Origin of the sequence: Proteus sp. NMG38-2 (assembly GCF_020640995.1) — a bacterium.
Classification (GTDB): Bacteria; Pseudomonadota; Gammaproteobacteria; order Enterobacterales; family Enterobacteriaceae; genus Proteus.
Window position 1 is genome coordinate 2,882,171 of record NZ_CP085481.1, and the last position, 21,148, is coordinate 2,903,318.

Here is a 21,148-nt window from a genome sequence, read left to right on the forward strand (position 1 = left end):
TTATTTATCCAATTGATTTATATTTATACGCATGCTGTCATCAAGCATTGACGCTTTAGCGCGGATCTTCGCTTCTAATAAATCAATCATATTACCATTATCAAGACGTTCTTTTTGTCTTACGCCATCTTCATAAAAACCACTGCGTGTTTTAGCACCAGTAACGCCTAAAGTTGATACCTCAGCTTCACCAGGGCCATTAACAACACAACCGATAATAGAGACATCCATTGGAGTGATAATATCTTCTAGACGTTGTTCTAATTCATTAACTGTTCCAATAACATCAAATTCTTGACGGGAACATGTCGGACACGCAATAAAGTTAATACCACGAGAACGAATACGTAATGATTTTAGAATATCAAAACCGACTTTAACCTCTTCAACAGGATCAGCCGCTAATGAAATTCTTAATGTGTCGCCAATACCTTCTGATAATAAGATCCCTAAACCAATAGCCGATTTAACTGATCCTGCTCTTGCTCCACCGGCTTCAGTGATCCCAAGATGTAAAGGTTGATCAATTTTTTTCGCTAATAAGCGATAAGAATCTACGGCAAGGAAAACATCAGAGGCTTTTACACTAACTTTAAATTGTTCAAAGTTCAGTCGATCGAGAATATCGACATGACGCATTGCTGATTCAACTAACGCTTCAGGTGTAGGCTCTCCGTATTTCTCTTGAATGTCTTTTTCAAGTGAGCCTCCGTTTACACCAATACGAATAGGAATATTATAATGGCGAGCACAGTCAACAACTTGACGAATACGCTCTTCACTACCAATATTACCTGGGTTGATACGCAAGCAATCAACGCCATATTCAGCGACTTTTAATGCAATACGATAGTCAAAATGAATATCAGCTACTAAAGGCACATTAACCTGTTGCTTAATTAATTTGAATGCTTCAGCAGCATCCATTGTAGGTACAGAAACACGAACAATATCCACCCCAACACGTTCCAGAGATTTTATCTGGCGAACAGTCGCTTCTACGTCTGTTGTTCGTGTATTCGTCATCGACTGTACAGCGATAGGTGCGCCATCGCCAACAGGAACATTACCTACATTAATTCGGGTCGATTTGCGACGAATAATAGGTGATTCTTTATGCATTGATTAATTCTCCCATGCTTCCATGCTTGCTCAAATGTGTAGTCAGATTAAGCGCTCGGTACTGTTATTTTTGCTATTTTTCCAGTAAAACGACTTAAATCAATTGATTCACCATTAAACTGTAAGCGAGTAACAGAAGGTGCGCCTATTTTTAGTTTATAAGGTTGCTCACCATCAAATTCCAAACGATCACCCGCTTTCTTAATACCATTAAATAAGATTTTATTTTGAGCATTACGAATTTCTAACCAACACTCACCATCAAACATTAACACTAATTGGTTTGCTATCTCAGGCGCTTGTGATGATGTTGATTCTTGTGTTGAATTTGCACGAGAAGTTGTTGATGTTGTTAACGGCGATACCGGTAATGGAACTGTTCTAACTTCTATAGGTGCTGGTGTTGTCGTTTCAATTGTTGGTGACGTAGCAACATTACTCCCCTGAGTATCGACTAATGGCGATGCAGGTACTTGTAAATTATCACCTTCAGATGTTGACGTATTATCTAAGGTTGCTAATGGAGAATCTACCGTATTGGTGTTTTCTTGTGTACTATTTTGCCCTATGTCTTGTGATGCCATAGAGACTAATTCTTGTTGATCCGCCTGATGACCTTGCCACCACCAAACACCAACGAGTGCGATCATTACAATGACAATCACCCATGTGATTTTCATCAGCCAACCCTCACGTTTTTTGTGACGCTTACCTAATGAATAATTTTGTGTGGTTGTCATCCTAATTTGTTTCACAGGCGCTTGTTGGTCGATAAAACCAAGGATGTCTTTTTCAGGAACGCCAACTAATTTGGCGTAAGAACGCATATATCCGCGTAAGAAGGTTGGTGCAATATCAGAAGAAACGGAATCTGTTTCAATTTCGCGAACTGTTGATAACTTCAAACAAAGTCGATCAGCAACAGTTTGTTGTGTTAGCCCTACTTTTTCTCGTGCCTGACGTAAAAGTTGACCTGCTGTTAATTTCACTTCTTCGGTTTTGTTTTCAGTATTCATTAGCAATCTAGGCACTGTGGCTATTGGATGTTTAACATTGATGAACTCGCAAAAGCACAAAGTACTTTAGCGTATCACCGCGAATTTTTTGATATTTTATGAAAACTTTGCTGACAGACCAAATAATCTGGCGGTATATCCTCAATTAACACACTATTATTGTTTAATAGTTTTTGTTCACAAAGGAAATTACCATAAAGCCTTAATACATTAACATTTACTGGCTTCGACTTCATCGCTAATTTGTAATAATCTAACGCTTGAATAGAATTCCCTAGTAACTGCGATGTTAATGCCATTCCTAAATTAGCTTCAGGGTGATTTGGCATCACCGATAACACTTTTTGGAAATGATATTGTGCGGCTTGGTATTGCCTTTCAGCTAAGTAAGCATCACCTAATTGTAAACGTGTCAATACTGCAACACGTTCTTGATTGGCTGATGATTGACAACCTAGTGTCAATAACATCAAGCCAATAGTTATAATTACTGATGATATCCTTATCATCGTCATATTCCTTAAATATATTCATCCTTGTTCTCTCTACTTTGCAATTATGTAATACACTTCACAAAGAAAGAGATATCCAACTGTATCAGACTGCTTTTACTGAAATTAGTTCACCTTGTTGGCGTTTTTTCAGCGTACGTTTTGTGCGGTCAATAACATCACCCGCTAATTGTCCACACGCTGCATCAATATCATCACCACGCGTTTTGCGTACAATCGTTGTGAAACCATACTCCATTAATACTTTAGAGAAACGATCAATACGGCTATTAGAGCTACGTCCATATGGCGCGCCTGGGAACGGGTTCCATGGAATTAAGTTAATTTTACATGGTGTATCTTTTAAAAGCTCAGCTAATTGGTGAGCTTGTTCTGTGCTGTCATTAATATGATCAAGCATGACATATTCAATAGTAACACGTCCCTGGTTCGCATTTGATTTAGCAATATAACGGCGAACACCTTCAAGAAACATTTCAATATTATATTTCTTGTTAATTGGTACGATTTCATCACGAATATCATCGGTTGGCGCATGTAATGAAATAGCTAACGCTACATCAACAGCATCACCTAATTTATCTAATGCAGGTACAACACCTGATGTAGATACAGTGACACGACGTTTAGATAAACCAAAACCAAAATCATCCATCATGATTTCAAGAGCTGGAATAACATTATTTAAATTCAGTAATGGCTCGCCCATTCCCATCATAACAACGTTAGTAATAGGACGACGCCCTGTCTCTTTTAATGAACCAATAATTTTAGCAGCACGCCACACTTGCCCAATGATTTCAGACACTTTTAGGTTACGGTTAAAACCTTGCTGTGCAGTTGAGCAGAATTTACACTCTAAAGCGCAACCGACTTGGGAGGAAACACATAACGTTGCACGATCATCTTCTGGGATATACACAGTTTCGACTTGTTGATCGCCAACTTTAATTGCCCATTTAATCGTGCCATCAGTTGAACGTTGTTCTTCAGAAACTTCAGGTGCTTTAATTTCAGCAATTTCTTTTAATTTATTGCGTAACACCTTGTTGATATCTGTCATTTGATCAAAATCGTCATAACAGTAGTGATACATCCACTTCATAATTTGGTCAGCACGGAAAGGTTTTTCGCCCATAGAGACAAAAAGCTCTCGCATCTGTTTACGATTTAAATCCAACAGATTAATTTTAGTTTTTTGATTCACAGTATTTTCTTTAGAAACAGCGACAGAAGCGCTTGGCGCTGGGGTGGTAGATTGGGTCATGACATTGCCTCGTTGTTACACTATGCGGCCTGCATTAGCATGGATGCTAATGGGATACTTATATATTTGTATAATTAAACAATAAATAAAAACGCCCTGTTAATAATCAAACAGGGCGTCGCATTGTACTGTTTTTCGCGTAGAGATGCTAATAAATTAGCGCGCGCAAACTTCGTTTTCAGTGAAGAAGTAGGCGATTTCACGAGCAGCAGAAGCTTCTGAATCTGAGCCATGTACCGCATTTTCAGTAAAGCTGTCAGCGTAATCAGCACGTAATGTGCCTGCTAATGCATTGTCTGGATTAGTTGCGCCCATCAGATCACGGTGACGTTGGATCGCATTTTCACCTTCTAACACTTGAACCATAATTGGGCCAGAAGTCATAAATTCAACTAAGCCATCAAAGAATGGACGGCCTTTGTGCTCTTCATAAAAGCCTTCAGCTTGTTCGCGAGTTAAATGCAACATTTTAGCGCCAATGATGCTAAAACCTGCACTTTCAAAACGGTGGTAGATAGCACCGATAACATTTTTTTTCACTGCGTTTGGTTTGATAATAGAAAATGTGCGCTGAATAGCCATGTCTTACCTCTAAATTATTTTATTAATGATAACTTTTGTTATCTCTTTTATCGCAGATCATGGAAAAACGAATCAAAAACCGCATTCCCTGCAAAAAATAAGGGCTCGATTATAGGAGGATAAAAATGAATTGCACAGATTGAATAGCCTTTTTTTTTAAAAAACTGTGGCAAAAAAGTTATAAATTATCGATCTAATCACATTTTTAACGTTTCCCATGCTCAAACTGAAAAATGATAATAAAAAAGAACCGTAATGAAACGCTATTAATCATCCTTTTATCTTTATTAAAAAGCGTATTTTAGTTAAAAATCACTCGGTTCTCGTTTATCTCATCGTTTCAGTTTAACGGAATATAAAATTAACCATATCCGTTTGACCACTTAAATCAAGCACCGATAATTGGTATTTACCTCGTTTCTCTAGTAAATAAGAGAACGTTTCACCATTTTCAGTCTTCCCTATTTGTTCACCATTTAAAAACCACCATTGCATACCACTTCCACCTTGCGTAGAAACGGTTATTTCAAGATTAGTTTCACCAGGTAATGGTCTTAGTAAATCACCCGCACGAATACCCGAAATAAACAAGGGAATAATGTCCTCTTTAATTGGTGGACAAGTTTCAGAAATCAGTGGTAGTCGTTTTGCTCTATGCTCTTTTTCAGGCAACCATGCTTCTAATGCTATCGGCCATAAGGCGATATCTTTTAACTCTGCATTAGGGCAATTAGGCCCTGTGCGTTTACCTTCATTATCTAACCAAATTTTTTCGTTGATCCCCAAAATACCTTCTTGGTTATCATTTAATAAAGTTGGTGGAATGGTGTTATCTAAGATCCAACTTCGACGACTGACTCTACAATTGCTATCTTCTTTTGGTAGTGCCTTACCTGTTGGCCAACAAATGGTTGCCGCCGTTACACTACTAGGACGTAGATCTGTCGGTGGACGCTGTTTATTTTGATAGAAATAGCCTGTGAGTAAGTTATTGACTTGATTCATAATAGGTACCGCTGTTGCAAAACCAAATTGTCCTGCAACCGGAGTGCCATCTGGCCTCCCCACCCAGACTCCAATGGTATAACGTGCATTTACTCCAATAGACCATGCATCACGATAGCCATAACTGGTACCAGTTTTCCAAGCCAAAGGAACAACGGGGGAAATAGTACTATCTGGACGAGGTCTGGCTTCTCCAGCCAAAATACGCCTTGTGATCCACGCAGAGCCCGGTGACATTAATACCCGATTTTCGATTATCTGCTCTGGTTTAAAACGTAAAGGTGCTGTTTTTCCTTGCCTTGCCAACGCACTAAAGGCGGAAACAAGTTCATCCATACGTGTTGCTGTTCCCCCTAAAATCAGAGCTAAATTAGGTTCTGAACCATAAGGAAAGCGCATTTCAAGATGATTATGCCGCAATTTTGCTGCAAATTTCTTGGCACCATACACCTCAATAAGTTGTACTGCTGGTAGATTCAAAGAACGACTTAAGGCTTCGCTGGCACTGACTGCACCATTGAAACCAGAGTCAAAATTACCGGGGCGATAATTATCAAATCGACGAGGTACATCTTGTAAGAGTGATTCCGCATGAATAAGCCCTTCATCTAATGCAAGTGCATAAATAAAAGGTTTTAATGTTGAACCTGGCGAGCGCCATGCGCTGATCATATCAACATGACCAAAGCGCGAATTATCATTAAAATCCGCAGAGCCAACATACCCTTTCACACTCATATCCGTATGATCAACCACTAAGATGGCCAAGGATGTTTTATCGGCTAATTGATACTTCCATTGATTGGCAATATCTTCAAGTTGTCGTTGAATATTAATATCAATCGTTGTTGTAATAACAGGCTCTCGCTTTTCGTTATACATACGACGAGCAAGCAATGGTGCCAATTGTGGCGTCTGTCTTGGTGCTAATAAAACCTGTTCTTCTTTTATTTCATCAACTTTTTCTTGTGACCATATCTGATATTCTGCCAGCCTATCTAGCACTTTATCGCGAGCAGCTTGAGCTCGTTCAGGGTATCTATCAGGTCGCAAACGACTTGGTGCTTGCGGTAATACCGCCATTAATGTTGCTTCACCTGCAGACAAATCAGCGGGCGATTTACCTAAATAAGCCCAACTTGCCGCACCAATACCTTCTAAAGTACCGCCAAAAGGTGCTCTATTGAGGTAAATCTCCAAAATTTCGTCTTTTGAGTAATACCATTCTAATTGCAAGGTACGCCAAAGCTGTTTGATTTTTCCACTCAAAGTTCGAGAATGTGGATCAATCAGTCTAGCCACTTGCATTGATAATGTACTTCCCCCTGAGACAATCCTTCCTGAGCTCAAGTCTTGCCATGCGGCTCGTAATATTGCCATTGGGTTAACACCTGGGTGTTGATAAAACCAACGGTCTTCATAGGTGATAAGAGCATCTAAATATTCAGGAGAAACATCTGCAAGTTTGACATGATAACGCCACACCCCCTCTTTATCAGCAAAACGCCAAAGAGGTGTACCATCTTGTGCCGTGACAATAGTTGCTATTTGAGGTTCAGGATCAGGGAGAGGCCAAATTTTGTCTGCCATCCAGACTAAAATGGGGGTCACAAACAGAAAAATAATGATAACAGCAATAAGCCGTTTATATCCTAGTTTCATTCAATCACTCAAAGGAAAAAGCCCTTTCCGAAGAAAGGGCTACAAGATTTAAGGAACAATATCAATCTTGGTTTCTGTTGAACCTATTGCTCGCCAATAAGGCACATACATTGATTCAACTTGTGGAGGTGGTACTTGATAGCTACCCGGTGTAACTGCTCTTGCTAAATAGAGTAATGTTGTCGGACGATATCTATCTACAGAAACTGCGGCAACAAAGCGATCATCACGATATTCAAGGTGCTTAATATTCGCTTGCCCCATATCGTCGATAAACTCCTGTAAGTCGGCAGCACTATCACTCAAGCTTGCACTGCTTGATGCTAAGTTTTGGTTTTCGATTTCAAGACCTGCTGGTAATAAATCAACAACCAAAGCATCAGGTACATCTCTATCTGCTGAAACCTCTAGTTTCACCACCAGCATTTCACCACTTTGTAAACGATTTGGATGAACGCGATTTCCTTTTAAATCGTAGTAACTACGATGAACATTTAACACATTACTATAAGGTGCTGGAGCTACTTTTGGATAGCCTACGATATTCATGCGAGAATAAATCGCAGCACCACCACGGTTGTTTAATTCCAACCCTTCTTGTAATTGCGTTGATGTTAATGTTTCATTCACCGCGCGATCGCTACTGATTGCAGGGACTTGACGATTTACAGCGACTTCCCAAGGTTGCTCAGACATATTAATAAAGAAGCGACCCGCAAGATATAAAGAGTTGCTTTCTTGTGTTGAGAACCATTCACGACTCATTAAGTTATCTGATAACGTAATCATACTTGCATCACGAGATTGTGTTTCAAGATTATTTTCACTTAATAAAGCAATAATTAACGCTTGGTCACGAATAACACTACCGTAATCACCTAACCCATAATTATATTTACGAGTTGTTGTCACACCTTCTGCAATTAAACCTTCTGCACGGCTGTTATCACCCATCAGTTTCAACGCAATACCTAACTGAACTAACGCCAAACCACTACCGGCATCATTTCGTTCAAGGTAAAGACGACGTAATTCACCTAAAGGTGCTTTTTGCTGATTCGCTAATACAAGTGCTGCATATGCTCTGGCAGAGAAACGGGCAGCATCTTGGTTAACCGCATATTCATAGTTAACTAAGCTTTTATCTTGTAAATAGCGTAATAAGCGATCATTAGCACGTTTTAATGGTTCCGCCGGAACAGCATAACCTTGTTGTGAAGCGCGGAATAAGAAGTCAGTAGCATAGGCTGTTAACCAATACTCTTCACGCCCATCTTGGCTCCATAAAGAGAATCCGCCCTCTGCTTTTTGCATTGTCAGCAGGTGCGCAATACCTTTTTCAATTGCCAATTTTCTATCCGCATCAGTTTGCGTTTTAATTCCTAATTGCTTCAACTCTTTTTCTGTTGAATATAAAGAAGGATAAAGCCCACTGACGGTTTGTTCTAAGCAACCATAAGGGTAAGCAAACAACTCTCTTACATAACGTGAAATTTGTAATGGAGGACGACTTGTCAGTAATAATTCACCTTCAAGCGTTGAGTTATTAAAACGATTTAAAACGTCTGTTGGCAAGCGCCACGTCTCACCATCTTGTAACGTACTTGCATAATGAAGTGTTTCTGCCGGATAAGCAGGACGAACGCCTATATTCCATGTGTTGTGGTAAGGCTTAATTTCTTCACCGGGTACTTTAATACCATAAATAGACAGTGAGAATTCGCCTTGACCAAAGCCATGTTTTGCTTTTACTGGGATCTGAACTTGGGTACGTTCACCTTTCGTCAGCGATACTGTTTTACTTTCTGCACCACCTAATCCTACCAGACCAGAAGCGGTGTAATTTAACGTAATAGATTGTGCATCATCCGTTAGATTGGTTAAATCTAAAGATAACAGCGCATTATCACCACCCGCCATAAATCGAGGTAATGAAAGTTGAGTCACTAAAGGTGCTGCAATAACCACTTTACCTTCTTGACTACCGAATTTATCAGCTGTCCAAGCTTGCGCCATTAAACGAACTTCGCCATTAAATTCAGGAATAGGTAAAGAAACTTCACCCTCACCTTGGGCATTTAATTTTACAGGTGCTGTTTGTTGAGCAATGATTTGCACATCAGTTAATGGTTTTTTACCACCACGAGATAGCGCGGCAGCTTCACCACCATCACCACCAAAGCGTAAGTTCGCTAAACGACCCTGCCCTTCAATTAATTGTCCATAAACATCATATTGATCGATGCTGTAACGTTTACGACCAAAGAAAGCATCGTAAGGATCAGGTGTTTTATACTCTGTAATATTTAATACGCCCGTATCTACCGCAGAAACCAATACATTAATATTTTCAGGTAATGGCTGACCTGCAACTGGATTCGCTTTAATGCGGATTTTTAAATCTTGATTTGGACGAATTTTTTCAGGTGCATCAAGTGAAATATCAATACGGCGATTTTTATCCTGTAATGGTAAATGTAAAATACCAACAGCACGTTTTACAGTCGCTTGTTTTGACGTATCACCAGGTCTTACAACAACAGATGTCAGATAGAGATCGTGTCTTGCCCACTCTTTATTAATCGGCACTTCAACATCGAGTCCTTTTTCTGGCACATCAATTTCTTGCCACCATAAAGGCCCATTACTTGATTCTAATAAGATATAACCTTTACCCGGATGAGGTGCAACAATGTTTAACTTGACTTTTTCACCTGGTAAATAACCGTCTTTATCCAGTTTAAGTTTAACTTGGTCTGGTCTTACAGCACCTGTTCCACCAGTGTTATCCATCCAAGAATAACCAGCCCAAAAACGTAGGCTACTGACTAATTCTGTTTTAGGATCGACCACTTCAATACGATAAGAACCCCATTCAACCGGGAAGGCCACTTTTGCAGTGCCATCTTTTGCAATCTTGATTGTTTGCTCATCCATTTGCAGATCTTTTTCGTTATAGCCAGATTCCCAGCCATTCGAACTAGACCAACGCCAGTAATAATCATGACGTTCATAGATAAACTTCACTTTGAGATCATTAGCAGGTAGCTTTTTACCGTCTTGGTCTGTATAGACAATTTCAAATTCAGCCATTGAATTTTCATCAACGCTGTAACCTGATTTATATTTGTCTGTACGGTAGTCATAAACTTCTTTTTTAGGGAATACTGGACGAATGCCAGCAAGATGAGTGGCTGGCCAAACAGCTTGTTGATAACGGCGAGTAACCGGGCGGCCACCCGCTTCGAGCAAGCTTGCTTGTAAAATAATATTAATTGGTGATTTCAGTTCAGCATAACGATCACTATCAACACTTAATTCACCTTGTCCATCAGAGTCTAAATTAAGTTCAAACTCATCCAATAAGCGACTGAAGTTTTCATCTTTTACGGCACCAAATTCATAGCCAGGTAATTTACTGACCGCTTCACGAGAGGCTTTTAAGAATACTTGCCCTTGTAAGCGATTATCGGCCGCTGGCGCGCCATAGAGATAACGCCCTTCAAGATCAAAATAAGCATCATTGCCACTAAGTAAAATGCCTTTTTTACCCGTAATAACTAATGCCATACGTTCTGGCATAAAATCTTCGACCTGAAATTCATAGAACCGAGGAGTACCATCGCCTACATCAAAACGTAAGGTACGTGTACCGGTATTTTCATCAGCAGGAATAGCTAATTTTAACTGGTAAAGTCCATTTTCAGGTTGCCATACAAAACTACGTGACACTTGGCCATCTGTTTTGAGTAAATCCACTTTAACGGGCTGCTCTTTAATTGGATTACCGTCGCCATCACGCAGTAATGCATTAACAATTAAAGTTTCACCTGGACGATAAAGATCACGAGGGCCAAAAGCAAAAAACTGTTTGCTATAACCTTGAGGGCCACCGATATCAAACTCAGAAAGATCAAGCGCAGGTTTACGCAAATCAATCATACTAGTTTGACCATCACGAATAGCCATTAATAAACGCGCTTTATCACTTTTCTCAAGTGTGGCATGTCCTTGGCTATCTGTTTGTGCTTTGGAGATTAAACCACCTTTTTCATCTAATAAGCGGATTTCTACTTTATTTAACGCAGAACCATTTTTAAGTGATTGGGTGAAAACATCTAACGAATCAAGGTAGCTGTGCATCGACAATCCGATATCACTAAAAGTGAATACCGTAGCCGGCACCGTATAAGAGTATTTACCGGCTTGTTGCATTACAGCAATATAGGCGCCTTCTTTTTTCAGGGCATCTATTGATTTTAACGGTAATAATACGTTTTCACGGGTATTTTTTTCTGTATTTAACTCAAAACGACCGGTATAAACCAAATCAGCTTGAGATAAAAATTCATCAGATTCCCAATAGTTAATGTTGGAACGACTTTCCCATTGCGTTAAGAATTGAGCCAATTGCTCGTCCTTTACACGGAAAAAGTTAACATCCACTTGATCTACATTTAAGGCAATAATAGGTAAGCCTTCAGCAGCATCAAATGGTAATAACGAGCCTTTACTGGTAAATCCAACTGAAGGGAAAATTTCTTCTGTGGTTAATTTCTGGCTAAAAGGCGTTGTTAATGTACGCTCATTAATACCTTTGATTTTTTCATCAATGGTCAAATTCAATTCTGTTGATGGTGGTAAATGACGAAAACGCAACTCCATCAAGTTGTCTGATAACTCCCACGCACCTTCCAGTTTTCCTTTTTTGGTATCAACAAGATGAATAACGTTATCAAACTTTTGGTCTGGATCAAGTGGTACAGAGAAAGTCACCACCATAGTACTTGCACCATCACGTTGCAGTTCTGATGCATCTAATACAGTGACATCTTTTCCTGCAAAACGCATAGCCAATTCATCACGAACTTCTTTGCTTTTTAATGCAGTTTCATTATTCGTTTTTGTTGTAACTGCTGATTTTTCGCTAGTTTGAGTGGCAGTATCTGGTGCATTTTGAGCTGTATTTTTTTGCTCAGTTGTTTGTACGTTTTGCACTTTGTCTGTTGATGACGAGCTTTCATCAGCTTTGTCATCACACCCACTCAGTGCCAACGCAGACGCCAATACCACAGCAAGTGAGCACCAACGATAGCCTCTCTTTTCTGTATATTGTCTAAATTGGTTTTGATTCATATCCATTTCCTTTAAATTCAACCCCTGAATAATGCGATGTTTTATGCAGGCCGGGCAGAGATAATATAGATTTTTCTTTGTTCTAATAAGATAAAAAATAACAATATTGACTATATTTTATCGAAAATAATGAAGTTCTTTACAGGCAAAAGTCGCCCTATTTTTACATTAAAAATAAAGATCTGATAAAACAATGCGTTACATAAAAATGCAAACAATTTGCTAAATTAGTCAACTTTCTATTATAGGATAAAAAAAAGCGATATCTGATGAGATATCGCCTAAATTTAAAGGGCAAAATTAACTATCCAAATTCACTATCGGGATGCCTTTTCTTAAAAATCCCCCAAGTTTGCGTTGATAAAAAGGTGATACGTGATGGATCATAAAATGGCTCACACCTTTTTCCTCTTTATTCACAAAACAAAAATCTAAGGATTGCCCTTCTTCTAAATATTCAAAAGCTGATTCAGCCGCTTGTGGGAGTATCTGCGCAATCACATCTTCTTCGCCAGTTATCTCTAAACCAATAAGATAAAATTCCTCTTCATTATCTTGCTCCTGAGCATTAACAATAAAGGCACGGCGGATTGGTTTATGTTCACCAAAAAATTCGCTAAGTGCGGTTGTTAATTTTTCAGGTTGTGGTTCTAAAACACTTAACTTCAACGAAGAACCTTCAACAGAAACAATTTCTTGTGTCTCAAATTGTTCAGATACACCCATTACAAACTCCAAATCCAATAACGTTTATTATTTTGCTTTTGCTAATAACAGATTTGCGATAGAACGCACGCCATAACCTGTCGCACCGGCAGCCCATTGTTCTACAGACGATTTTCTGTAAGTTGCTGAACAGTCGATATGTACCCAACCTTTTTTATAGTTAGTGACAAAATGCGATAAGAAAGCCGCGGCTGTACTTGCTCCCGCAGTATGCGAAGGCGCTGCAATATTATTCAGATCAGCAAAGCTTGAAGGCAATTGGCTACGGTGAAAATCAGCTAATGGTAAACGCCAGAACAACTCATTTTCTTGTTCAGCACTTGTCAGTAATTCAGCCGCTAATTTATCATCGAAACTTAATACTGAATGATAGTCATTACCCACAGCAACTTTAGCTGCGCCTGTTAATGTTGCAGCATCAATGATCAGTTCTGGAGCAATATTACTTGCATCAATTAAGCCATCAGCTAGCACTAAACGGCCTTCCGCATCTGTATTCATGATTTCGACTGATTTACCATTACGGTAACGAATGATATCACCCAGCTTAAAGGCATTACCGCTAACCATGTTATCTGCGATACATAGCAGTAGTTTCACACGTTTATTTAAACCACGAGTAATTGCTAATGCTAAAGCACCCGCTAACGTTGCTGCACCACCCATGTCTGCTTTCATTGAATTCATAGATGATGAGGGTTTGATGCTATAACCGCCTGAATCGAAGGTGATACCTTTACCTACTAGACATGCAAATACAGGAGCATTGCTATCTTGAGTCGGATTAAAATCTAATGCTAAATAGACAGGATCACGAGAAGAACCGCGACCTACAGTATAAATTCCGGCATAGTTTTGATCGCGCAGATCGGCGCCTTTAGTGATCTTATAGCTGATGTCTTCTTTGCCAAGACCACAGAAAAGATCAACAGTACGCTGTGCCAGTTGCTCTGGGCCTAATTCTTCAGCCGGCGTATTAATTGTGTCTCTAACCCAATCAACGATACGAATACGTGATTCTAATTCGTGTTTATCCGCTTCGCTTAATTGTGGCCATTCGATAGAACGAGCGCCTTTAGGTGCTCTAAAACCTAACCAAAAAGCCCAGCTACGCTCTATATCCCAGCCTTCACCAACAAGAGCAACATTACGAATACCTTGGCTATCAACTTTACGTCCACCACGCTGAATCGCGCCTAAACGGTTTTCTTCCGTTAAATGGATTGTCATGCCTGTTTCGCTAGTGCTAATTAGTGCTTTATCACCCCAACATGCTGCTGCAGGTTCATTAGACAGCATGATAGGCATAATTTGTTTATTCATTTATTATCTCACTTATTATTACTGGTGACAGTTAACCTATTCAGACTACCAGATATTTACCTTTTAGCGTGATCAATTTACTGCAAAAATCCAGAGACCACTATCATCATCAATTTATATTAGGCTCTTGCATTGTCTTCTTCGGAATATCTCTCATAACAAAAACCCAAGGCATCCCTCTTTAGAGTTATTTATAACGTGATTAATCTATTCAATGCAGACGCCATAATGCAAAAAGACCAGCAATTAGCCAGTCTTTTCAATTTATAATGCAATCAATTATTCAAATTCATCAAGCCAAACAAACAAAATGGCTTCAAGAATTTTTTCATTAGATTTTTGTGGATCATCATCAAAACCGTCTAAATTACAGATCCATTGATGCATATCTGTAAAGCGCACAGTTTTAGGATCAGTGTCAGGGTAAAGATCAAATAACGCTTCCCCTATTTCACGAGTATCACTCCATTTCATACTTGGCTCCTAAAATTAGTGCTCTCTTGCATGGTTAATCGAATATTTAGGGATCTCAACGACTAAATCTTCGTCAGTCACTTTAGCTTGGCAACTTAAGCGACTTTCAGGCTCTAAACCCCATGCTTTATCTAACATGTCGTCTTCAAGCTCAGAGCTCTCTTCCAGTGAATCAAAACCTTCACGCACTACACAGTGACAAGTTGTACATGCACAAGACATTTCACAAGCATGTTCAATCTCAATACCGTTGCGTAATGCAACATCTAGAATAGACTCACCTTCTGTTGCGTCAACAACAGCACCTTCAGGGCACAGTGTGCTATGGGGTAAAAATACAATTTTAGGCATAGTTATATCTCGTCCACAGAATGACCTGCCAACGCTTGACGAATAGATGAATCCATTCGACGCGCTGCAAAATCCTGAGTTTGCTTATCCAGTAGTTTAATCGCGTTTTCAATGGCAACAGGATCTGTTCCTTCAACGCTCTCTATTAAGGTATCTACAACTTTGTCGATAGCGGTTTTCTCATCTTCATTTAGCAGATGAGCATCTTCTTCTAATGCCGCGGTTAAACTTTCTAACACACGTGCTGCTTCGACTTTTTGCTCGGCTAGGCGACGAGCTTGTAAATCTTCTTGGGCATTTTCCATCGAAGATTGGATCATCTTAGCGATTTCAGTATCACTAAGACCATAAGAGGGTTTGACTTGTACTGAAGCTTCAACACCCGTTGATTTTTCCATCGCACTGACACTAAGTAAACCATCAGCATCAACTTGGAATGTCACACGAATATGAGCACCACCTGCAGCCATCGGCGGAATACCACGTAATGTAAAACGTGCTAGAGAACGACAATCACTAACCAATTCACGCTCACCTTGAACAACATGAACGCTCATTGCCGTTTGACCATCTTTGAATGTCGTAAATTCTTGCGCTCTCGCAACAGGGATCGTGGTATTACGAGGGATCACTTTCTCAACTAATCCGCCCATCGTTTCAAGACCAAGAGAAAGTGGAATAACATCTAGCAATAGCATTTCACTATCAGGTTTATTACCCACTAAAATATCAGCCTGAATTGAAGCGCCAATAGCGACAACTTTGTCAGGATCGATAGAGGTTAGTGGTTCACGTTTAAAATAGTCGCCAACCATTTGACGAACTAATGGAACTCGTGTTGAACCCCCAACCATAACCACTTCTAAAACTTCATCAACGTCAATATCTGCATCTTTTAAAGCACGACGGACAGACAACAATGTACGCTTCACCAATGATTGAATTAATGATTCAAACTCAGCACGAGTAATTTCACCTTTCCAACCATTAATATTGATATCAACAACATCATTATCACTTAATGCAATTTTAGTTTCTGATGCTACATCCAGCAGTTGGCGTTGTAATATCGCATCTTTTTGATGGCCAAAACCTGCGCGCTCTCTTATCCAATCCGCCAACATCATATCAAAATCATCGCCACCTAAAGCGGTATCACCGCCGGTTGCCAAGACTTCAAAAACACCCTTGGTTAAACGTAAAACGGAAATATCAAAGGTACCACCGCCCAAGTCATAAACAACAATGGTGCCTTCTTTTCCTGAATCTAAACCATAAGCAATAGCAGCGGCTGTTGGTTCGTTTAATAAACGTAAAACATGCAACCCTGCACGGCGAGCCGCTTCTTTTGTACCTTGGCGTTGAGCATCGTCAAAATAAGCAGGAACAGTGACCACAACACCATCAAGTTCACCACCTAATGATTGCGTTGCACGTTCTGCCAATGTTTTTAAGATGTCAGAAGAGACTTGAATAGGATCGACAATACCCGCTGCTGTTTTAATTAACGGTAAACCATTGTCATTTTCATGAAAGTGATAAGGAAGATTTGGATAACGGCTTGTCACATCACTTAGTGAGCGACCCACCATTCTTTTAATTGAACTTATCGTGTTAGCAGGATCTTTTTCTGCGTCTTTTTTAGCATTCCAACCAACGTTGATATTATCAACTTGATACTGCACAACAGATGGCAATAAATAGCGACCTTCGTTGTCTGAAAGCGCTTCGGCTTGCCCACTACGTACAGTGGCAACTAATGAGTGTGTCGTTCCTAAATCAATACCTGCGGCAAGTCTACGCTGATGTGGTGCAGGTGTTTGACCTGGTTCACTAATTTGTAATAATGACATAACAATTTCCCTTAAAAACCATCAAACAAGCGTTCTTCAAGTTGCTCTACTTGCTCTTTTAATTTTGCAAGAAAACGTAATTTTCTCACATTATCCGCAGCAATATCCCAAGTTTGGTTATCTAGCATTTTAACCATTTCATCATGGCGTAAAGTGTACATTTTCTCTAAACGCGCAGAAAAATCAGCTAACAAACTTTCGGCATCAGCACTGTGCTCAATGTTATCCAGCTCTTCACGTAATGAGAGTTGCTCCATTAAAAATGCAGTATCGTGCATTGTTTGTTGCTCATTGGCAATGTCGATACCGTGTAATGAGAGCATGTATTCAGCTCTAGAGAGTGGATTTTTTAAGGTTTGATAAGCCTGATTGATAGTCGAGGCAAACGAGATAGCTTGAACCTGTTCTTTATCAGATTTACCAGCAAAGCGATCTGGGTGATACTGACGTTGCATATCTTGATAACGTGTAGCAAGCTGCTGTTTATCAATATCAAAACGATTAGGCATGCCTAATAGTGTGAAATAGTCCATACATCTACTCTTGGATTAATTAACGTTAATACCGTGTTTTAACACAAATTACACGGTGAAGCTTTCACCACAACCACACTCATTGGATACATTGGGGTTGTTAAATTTGAAGCCTTCGTTTAATCCTTCTTTGACGAAATCAAGCTCAGTTCCATCTAAATAGACCATGCTTTTACCATCAATGATAACTTTCACACCTTTGTCTTCAAAAACAGTATCTTCGTCATTGATGACATCAGCAAATTCAAGAACATAAGCCATTCCAGAACAACCAGATGTTCTTACGCCTAAACGCAAACCTTCACCTTTACCGCGATTAGACAGGAAAGAGCGAACACGATTAGCGGCGGATTCTGTAAGGGAAATTGACATGGCACACCTCACTCATAAAGAACGAAAGCGGATACTGAAAAAAAGTTTCAGCATCCGCCAATATTTTATTTTTTTATTATAAAAGACAATTACTTGCCTTGGCGTTTGCTTTTATAGTCTGCAATCGCTGCTTTTATTGCATCTTCTGCAAGAATTGAACAGTGAATTTTCACTGGTGGTAATTCTAATTCTTCTGCAATTGCAGTGTTCTTGATGGATTCGGCTTCATCTAATGTTTTGCCTTTCATCCATTCTGTAACCAGTGAACTTGATGCAATCGCTGAACCACAACCATAAGTTTTAAAACGCGCATCTTCAATTACGCCGTTATCATCAACTTTGATTTGCAATTTCATGACGTCACCACAAGCAGGTGCGCCTACCATACCACTTCCTACAGAAGGGTCGTTGTTATCAAATGAGCCCACGTTACGAGGGTTTTCATAATGATCAATTACTTTATCGCTATAAGCCATGATTTAACTCCTGAAAACGTCTGATTAATGGTGAGACCATTCGATACTGTTGATATCAACACCTTGTTTATGCATATCCCAAAGAGGCGAAAGATCACGTAGGCGACCAATAGCACTGTGGATTTGTTTAATTGCATAATCTATTTCTTCTTCTGTTGTGAAACGACCCAGAGAGAAGCGAATAGAACTGTGTGCAAGTTCATCAGTTAACCCTAAAGCACGCAGTACATAAGAAGGTTCTAAACTTGCTGAAGTACAGGCAGAGCCTGAAGAAACAGCAAGATCTTTCAGTGCCATCATTAATGATTCACCTTCAACATAGTTGAAACTTACATTAAGAATATTTGGCGCAGTGTGTTCTAAAGAACCGTTGATATAAACTTCTTCAATATCTTTAATGCCATTCCATAAACGTAAACGTAATTCGTTTAAGCGTTTAGTTTCATCAGCCATTTCTTCTTTCAAAATACGGTAAGCTTCGCCCATACCTACAATTTGGTGAACGGCTAATGTACCTGAACGCATACCACGTTCATGTCCACCGCCATGCATTTGTGCTTCTAAACGAATGCGTGGTTTACGGCGAACATAAAGTGCACCGATCCCCATAGGACCGTAAACTTTATGCGCAGAAAGAGAAAGTAAATCAACTTTTAACTTAGAAAGATCAATAGGTAACTTACCAACGCTTTGCGTTGCATCTACGTGGTAAATAATCCCTTTGCTACGGCATAGTTCACCGATAGCAGCAATATCTTGTACAACACCAATTTCGTTATTTACATGCATGATAGAAACTAAAATAGTGTCTTCACGCATTGCTTCTTCAAGTTCTTTCAGGTCAATCAGACCATCACTTTTTGGTGCTAAATAAGTGACTTCAAAACCTTCACGCTCAAGTTGGCGACAAGTATCTAAAATCGCTTTATGTTCGGTTTTTGAAGTGATGATGTGCTTACCTTTTTTCTGGTAAAAGTTAGCAACACCTTTTAGTGCGAGGTTATCAGCTTCAGTTGCACCTGATGTGAATACAATTTCACGAGGATCAGCACCGATTAAATCAGCAATCTGATTACGTGCAATATCAATAGCTTCTTCTGCTTGCCAACCAAAACGATGTGAACGAGAGGCTGGGTTACCAAAAATGCCATCAATAGTTAGGCATTGCATCATTTTTTCAGCAACTCGTGGATCAACAGGAGTGGTTGCTGAATAATCTAGATAAATGGGTAATTTCATTGCTCACTAACTCCAAAGACGACGGATCTTCTTTAATAATTTTGTTTTTGCCTACCTAGAGATCGCCGTTAAACTCGCATATTAACAATGGTTTCTTGTAAACGACCATTGATAGCATGGCGTTTTTCATTGTCTTGACGATCGGCGACATCCATAACCTCTTCGTTATTCACTAACTCTTCAAGGCTGATACTGCTTAGGAAACTGGTTATACGATCACTTAAATCACGCCACAAAGTATGAGTCAAGCAACGATCGCCACCTTGACAACCTTCTTTGTTACCCTGACAGCGGGTAGCATCGACAGATTCATCAACCGCAGAAATAACTTGAGCAACAAAAATTTGCCCAGCATCACGGCCTAATAAATAGCCGCCGCCAGGACCACGAACACTTGCAACTAATTCATTTTTACGCAAACGCGAGAAAAGCTGCTCAAGATAAGAAAGGGAAATCCCTTGACGCTCTGAAATATCGGCGAGGGGAACAGGGCCTTGCTGTGAATGCAATGCAACATCAAGCATTGCAGTAACTGCGTAACGCCCTTTTGATGTCAGTCTCATAACAAATACTCCGTGGTGAACAATAATCAAATTGTGTCATTCCCGAGTAATTTAGTCAACTATTTATCCGAGTGTTTTAGTCAAGTATTATACTCAGCCCAAAATTGACTTAAGTTAATCAACTTTGCCCTCTATTTCTTAGCCCATTTCTCAACTGACGTTAGAATACCACGTAAGATATGGAGCTCTTGTGTTTCTGGGCGTGCACGCGTAAATAGACGACGTAAACGGCTCATGACCTGTCCTGGATGTTTAGGGCGAATAAAGCCAGACTCGTTAAGCACCTGTTCTAAGTGAACATAAAAACGTTCAATATCATCTGCTGGTGGATAATCAATCTCTGATGGGTTATTTTCCTCTTGTTTTTCTTCTTGGGCAAGTGCTGCCATACGAATTTCATAACAAACAAGCTGAACTGCCATCGCTAAATTTAAAGAACCATATTCTGGATTAGTCGGAACATATAGATGAAAGTCACATTTTTGTAATTCTTCATTGGTTAAACCTGTGCGTTCACGACCAAAAATAACCGCAACTGGCTTATTTTTAGCTTCCATAACACAACGCTCACCACATTCACGGGGAGCAAGCATGGGCCAAGAAAGCGTACGACTGCGAGCACTTGTTCCAATCACTAAACCACAACCTTCAATCGCTTCATCGATACTATTAACAATACGTGCATTGCCAATAACATCACTTGCACCTGCTGATAGGGCAATAGAGTGTGAATCTGGTTTTTCTTTCGGATTAACAAAATAAAGGTTGGTCAATCCCATGGTTTTCATAGCTCGAGCTGTAGAGCCCATATTGCCTGTATGTGAGGTCTCTACAAGGATGATGCGAATATTTTCTAACATTGATTTCTTGTTAATTGCTTTGTGATCCATCTATTTTATCACAAATGTAGCCAGAAACACGAATGCCTGTTATACT

The 21,148-nt window shown here is 39.7% G+C and carries 18 protein-coding genes; all 18 read right to left on the bottom strand.

Annotated features, from left to right (window positions below; genetic code table 11):
* The 18 genes from ispG to trmJ all read right to left on the bottom strand — a co-directional run bounded on the left by ispG (position 1) and on the right by trmJ (position 21,072).
* Positions 1 to 1,122, bottom strand: coding sequence for a flavodoxin-dependent (E)-4-hydroxy-3-methylbut-2-enyl-diphosphate synthase (ispG, locus tag LG402_RS13830; protein ID WP_166540778.1), 1,122 nt, complete (start codon positions 1,120 to 1,122; stop codon positions 1 to 3).
* A gap of 47 nt (positions 1,123 to 1,169) precedes the next feature.
* Positions 1,170 to 2,138 (bottom strand): cytoskeleton protein RodZ, encoded by a 969-nt coding sequence (gene rodZ / locus LG402_RS13835; RefSeq protein ID WP_227335762.1) that lies wholly within the window; start codon positions 2,136 to 2,138, stop codon positions 1,170 to 1,172.
* Positions 2,139 to 2,212: 74 nt separating this feature from the next.
* Positions 2,213 to 2,647, bottom strand: a complete 435-nt coding sequence (locus LG402_RS13840) for a hypothetical protein (protein ID WP_166540780.1) — start codon at positions 2,645 to 2,647, stop codon at positions 2,213 to 2,215.
* An 88-nt stretch (positions 2,648 to 2,735) separates the two neighbouring features.
* Entirely contained in the window at positions 2,736 to 3,917 is a 1,182-nt protein-coding gene (locus LG402_RS13845; RefSeq protein ID WP_109407318.1) for a bifunctional tRNA (adenosine(37)-C2)-methyltransferase TrmG/ribosomal RNA large subunit methyltransferase RlmN, read from the bottom strand.
* A gap of 156 nt (positions 3,918 to 4,073) precedes the next feature.
* Positions 4,074 to 4,499, bottom strand: coding sequence for a nucleoside-diphosphate kinase (gene ndk / locus LG402_RS13850; RefSeq protein ID WP_023581630.1), 426 nt, complete (start codon positions 4,497 to 4,499; stop codon positions 4,074 to 4,076).
* A 345-nt stretch (positions 4,500 to 4,844) separates the two neighbouring features.
* Complete coding sequence (gene pbpC / locus LG402_RS13855) at positions 4,845 to 7,166, bottom strand: peptidoglycan glycosyltransferase PbpC (protein ID WP_227335763.1); 2,322 nt, start codon at positions 7,164 to 7,166, stop codon at positions 4,845 to 4,847.
* A gap of 48 nt (positions 7,167 to 7,214) precedes the next feature.
* Positions 7,215 to 12,308 carry an alpha-2-macroglobulin family protein gene (locus tag LG402_RS13860; RefSeq protein WP_227335764.1) on the bottom strand — a complete coding sequence of 1,698 codons (5,094 nt, stop codon included), beginning with the start codon at positions 12,306 to 12,308 and terminating at the stop codon, positions 7,215 to 7,217.
* A 294-nt stretch (positions 12,309 to 12,602) separates the two neighbouring features.
* Complete coding sequence (locus tag LG402_RS13865; protein ID WP_109407321.1) at positions 12,603 to 13,028, bottom strand: enhanced serine sensitivity protein SseB C-terminal domain-containing protein; 426 nt, start codon at positions 13,026 to 13,028, stop codon at positions 12,603 to 12,605.
* Between the two features lie 27 nt (positions 13,029 to 13,055).
* Positions 13,056 to 14,351, bottom strand: coding sequence for an aminopeptidase PepB (gene pepB, locus LG402_RS13870; RefSeq protein ID WP_109407322.1), 1,296 nt, complete (start codon positions 14,349 to 14,351; stop codon positions 13,056 to 13,058).
* A gap of 279 nt (positions 14,352 to 14,630) precedes the next feature.
* On the bottom strand, positions 14,631 to 14,825 hold the full coding sequence (iscX, locus tag LG402_RS13875) for a Fe-S cluster assembly protein IscX (protein WP_227335765.1): 195 nt from the start codon (positions 14,823 to 14,825) through the stop codon (positions 14,631 to 14,633).
* Between the two features lie 15 nt (positions 14,826 to 14,840).
* Complete coding sequence (gene fdx, locus LG402_RS13880; RefSeq protein ID WP_006533442.1) at positions 14,841 to 15,176, bottom strand: ISC system 2Fe-2S type ferredoxin; 336 nt, start codon at positions 15,174 to 15,176, stop codon at positions 14,841 to 14,843.
* A gap of 2 nt (positions 15,177 to 15,178) precedes the next feature.
* Positions 15,179 to 17,029 (bottom strand): Fe-S protein assembly chaperone HscA, encoded by a 1,851-nt coding sequence (hscA, locus tag LG402_RS13885; RefSeq protein ID WP_227335766.1) that lies wholly within the window; start codon positions 17,027 to 17,029, stop codon positions 15,179 to 15,181.
* Positions 17,030 to 17,040: 11 nt separating this feature from the next.
* Positions 17,041 to 17,562: a co-chaperone HscB gene (hscB, locus tag LG402_RS13890; RefSeq protein ID WP_109407324.1), complete on the bottom strand. Its 522-nt coding sequence runs from the start codon at positions 17,560 to 17,562 to the stop codon at positions 17,041 to 17,043.
* A gap of 48 nt (positions 17,563 to 17,610) precedes the next feature.
* The gene (iscA, locus tag LG402_RS13895; protein WP_036935396.1) at positions 17,611 to 17,934 is read right to left on the bottom strand and encodes an iron-sulfur cluster assembly protein IscA; all 324 of its coding nucleotides are present in this window, start codon (positions 17,932 to 17,934) and stop codon (positions 17,611 to 17,613) included.
* An 89-nt stretch (positions 17,935 to 18,023) separates the two neighbouring features.
* A complete protein-coding gene (gene iscU, locus LG402_RS13900) occupies positions 18,024 to 18,410 on the bottom strand; it encodes a Fe-S cluster assembly scaffold IscU (RefSeq protein ID WP_036935393.1) in 387 nt (128 codons plus the stop codon).
* Positions 18,411 to 18,434: 24 nt separating this feature from the next.
* Entirely contained in the window at positions 18,435 to 19,649 is a 1,215-nt protein-coding gene (locus LG402_RS13905; RefSeq protein ID WP_072068700.1) for an IscS subfamily cysteine desulfurase, read from the bottom strand.
* A 68-nt stretch (positions 19,650 to 19,717) separates the two neighbouring features.
* On the bottom strand, positions 19,718 to 20,212 hold the full coding sequence (iscR, locus tag LG402_RS13910; RefSeq protein ID WP_006533450.1) for a Fe-S cluster assembly transcriptional regulator IscR: 495 nt from the start codon (positions 20,210 to 20,212) through the stop codon (positions 19,718 to 19,720).
* A gap of 131 nt (positions 20,213 to 20,343) precedes the next feature.
* Positions 20,344 to 21,072, bottom strand: a complete 729-nt coding sequence (gene trmJ / locus LG402_RS13915; RefSeq protein WP_166540921.1) for a tRNA (cytosine(32)/uridine(32)-2'-O)-methyltransferase TrmJ — start codon at positions 21,070 to 21,072, stop codon at positions 20,344 to 20,346.
* Between the last annotated feature and the right edge of the window lie 76 nt (positions 21,073 to 21,148).

Coding starts and splice junctions, on each gene's coding strand:
- ndk (WP_023581630.1), bottom strand. CDS start 4,499: ATGGCTATTCAGCGCACATTTTCTATTATCAAACCAAACGCAGTGAAA.
- LG402_RS13865 (WP_109407321.1), bottom strand. CDS start 13,028: ATGGGTGTATCTGAACAATTTGAGACACAAGAAATTGTTTCTGTTGAA.
- iscR (WP_006533450.1), bottom strand. CDS start 20,212: ATGAGACTGACATCAAAAGGGCGTTACGCAGTTACTGCAATGCTTGAT.
- hscB (WP_109407324.1), bottom strand. CDS start 17,562: ATGGACTATTTCACACTATTAGGCATGCCTAATCGTTTTGATATTGAT.
- LG402_RS13840 (WP_166540780.1), bottom strand. CDS start 2,647: ATGATAAGGATATCATCAGTAATTATAACTATTGGCTTGATGTTATTG.
- hscA (WP_227335766.1), bottom strand. CDS start 17,029: ATGTCATTATTACAAATTAGTGAACCAGGTCAAACACCTGCACCACAT.
- pepB (WP_109407322.1), bottom strand. CDS start 14,351: ATGAATAAACAAATTATGCCTATCATGCTGTCTAATGAACCTGCAGCA.
- pbpC (WP_227335763.1), bottom strand. CDS start 7,166: ATGAAACTAGGATATAAACGGCTTATTGCTGTTATCATTATTTTTCTG.
- LG402_RS13845 (WP_109407318.1), bottom strand. CDS start 3,917: ATGACCCAATCTACCACCCCAGCGCCAAGCGCTTCTGTCGCTGTTTCT.
- iscU (WP_036935393.1), bottom strand. CDS start 18,410: ATGGCTTATAGCGATAAAGTAATTGATCATTATGAAAACCCTCGTAAC.
- iscX (WP_227335765.1), bottom strand. CDS start 14,825: ATGAAATGGAGTGATACTCGTGAAATAGGGGAAGCGTTATTTGATCTT.
- ispG (WP_166540778.1), bottom strand. CDS start 1,122: ATGCATAAAGAATCACCTATTATTCGTCGCAAATCGACCCGAATTAAT.
- trmJ (WP_166540921.1), bottom strand. CDS start 21,072: ATGTTAGAAAATATTCGCATCATCCTTGTAGAGACCTCACATACAGGC.
- iscA (WP_036935396.1), bottom strand. CDS start 17,934: ATGTCAATTTCCCTTACAGAATCCGCCGCTAATCGTGTTCGCTCTTTC.
- LG402_RS13860 (WP_227335764.1), bottom strand. CDS start 12,308: ATGGATATGAATCAAAACCAATTTAGACAATATACAGAAAAGAGAGGC.
- rodZ (WP_227335762.1), bottom strand. CDS start 2,138: ATGAATACTGAAAACAAAACCGAAGAAGTGAAATTAACAGCAGGTCAA.
- LG402_RS13905 (WP_072068700.1), bottom strand. CDS start 19,649: ATGAAATTACCCATTTATCTAGATTATTCAGCAACCACTCCTGTTGAT.
- fdx (WP_006533442.1), bottom strand. CDS start 15,176: ATGCCTAAAATTGTATTTTTACCCCATAGCACACTGTGCCCTGAAGGT.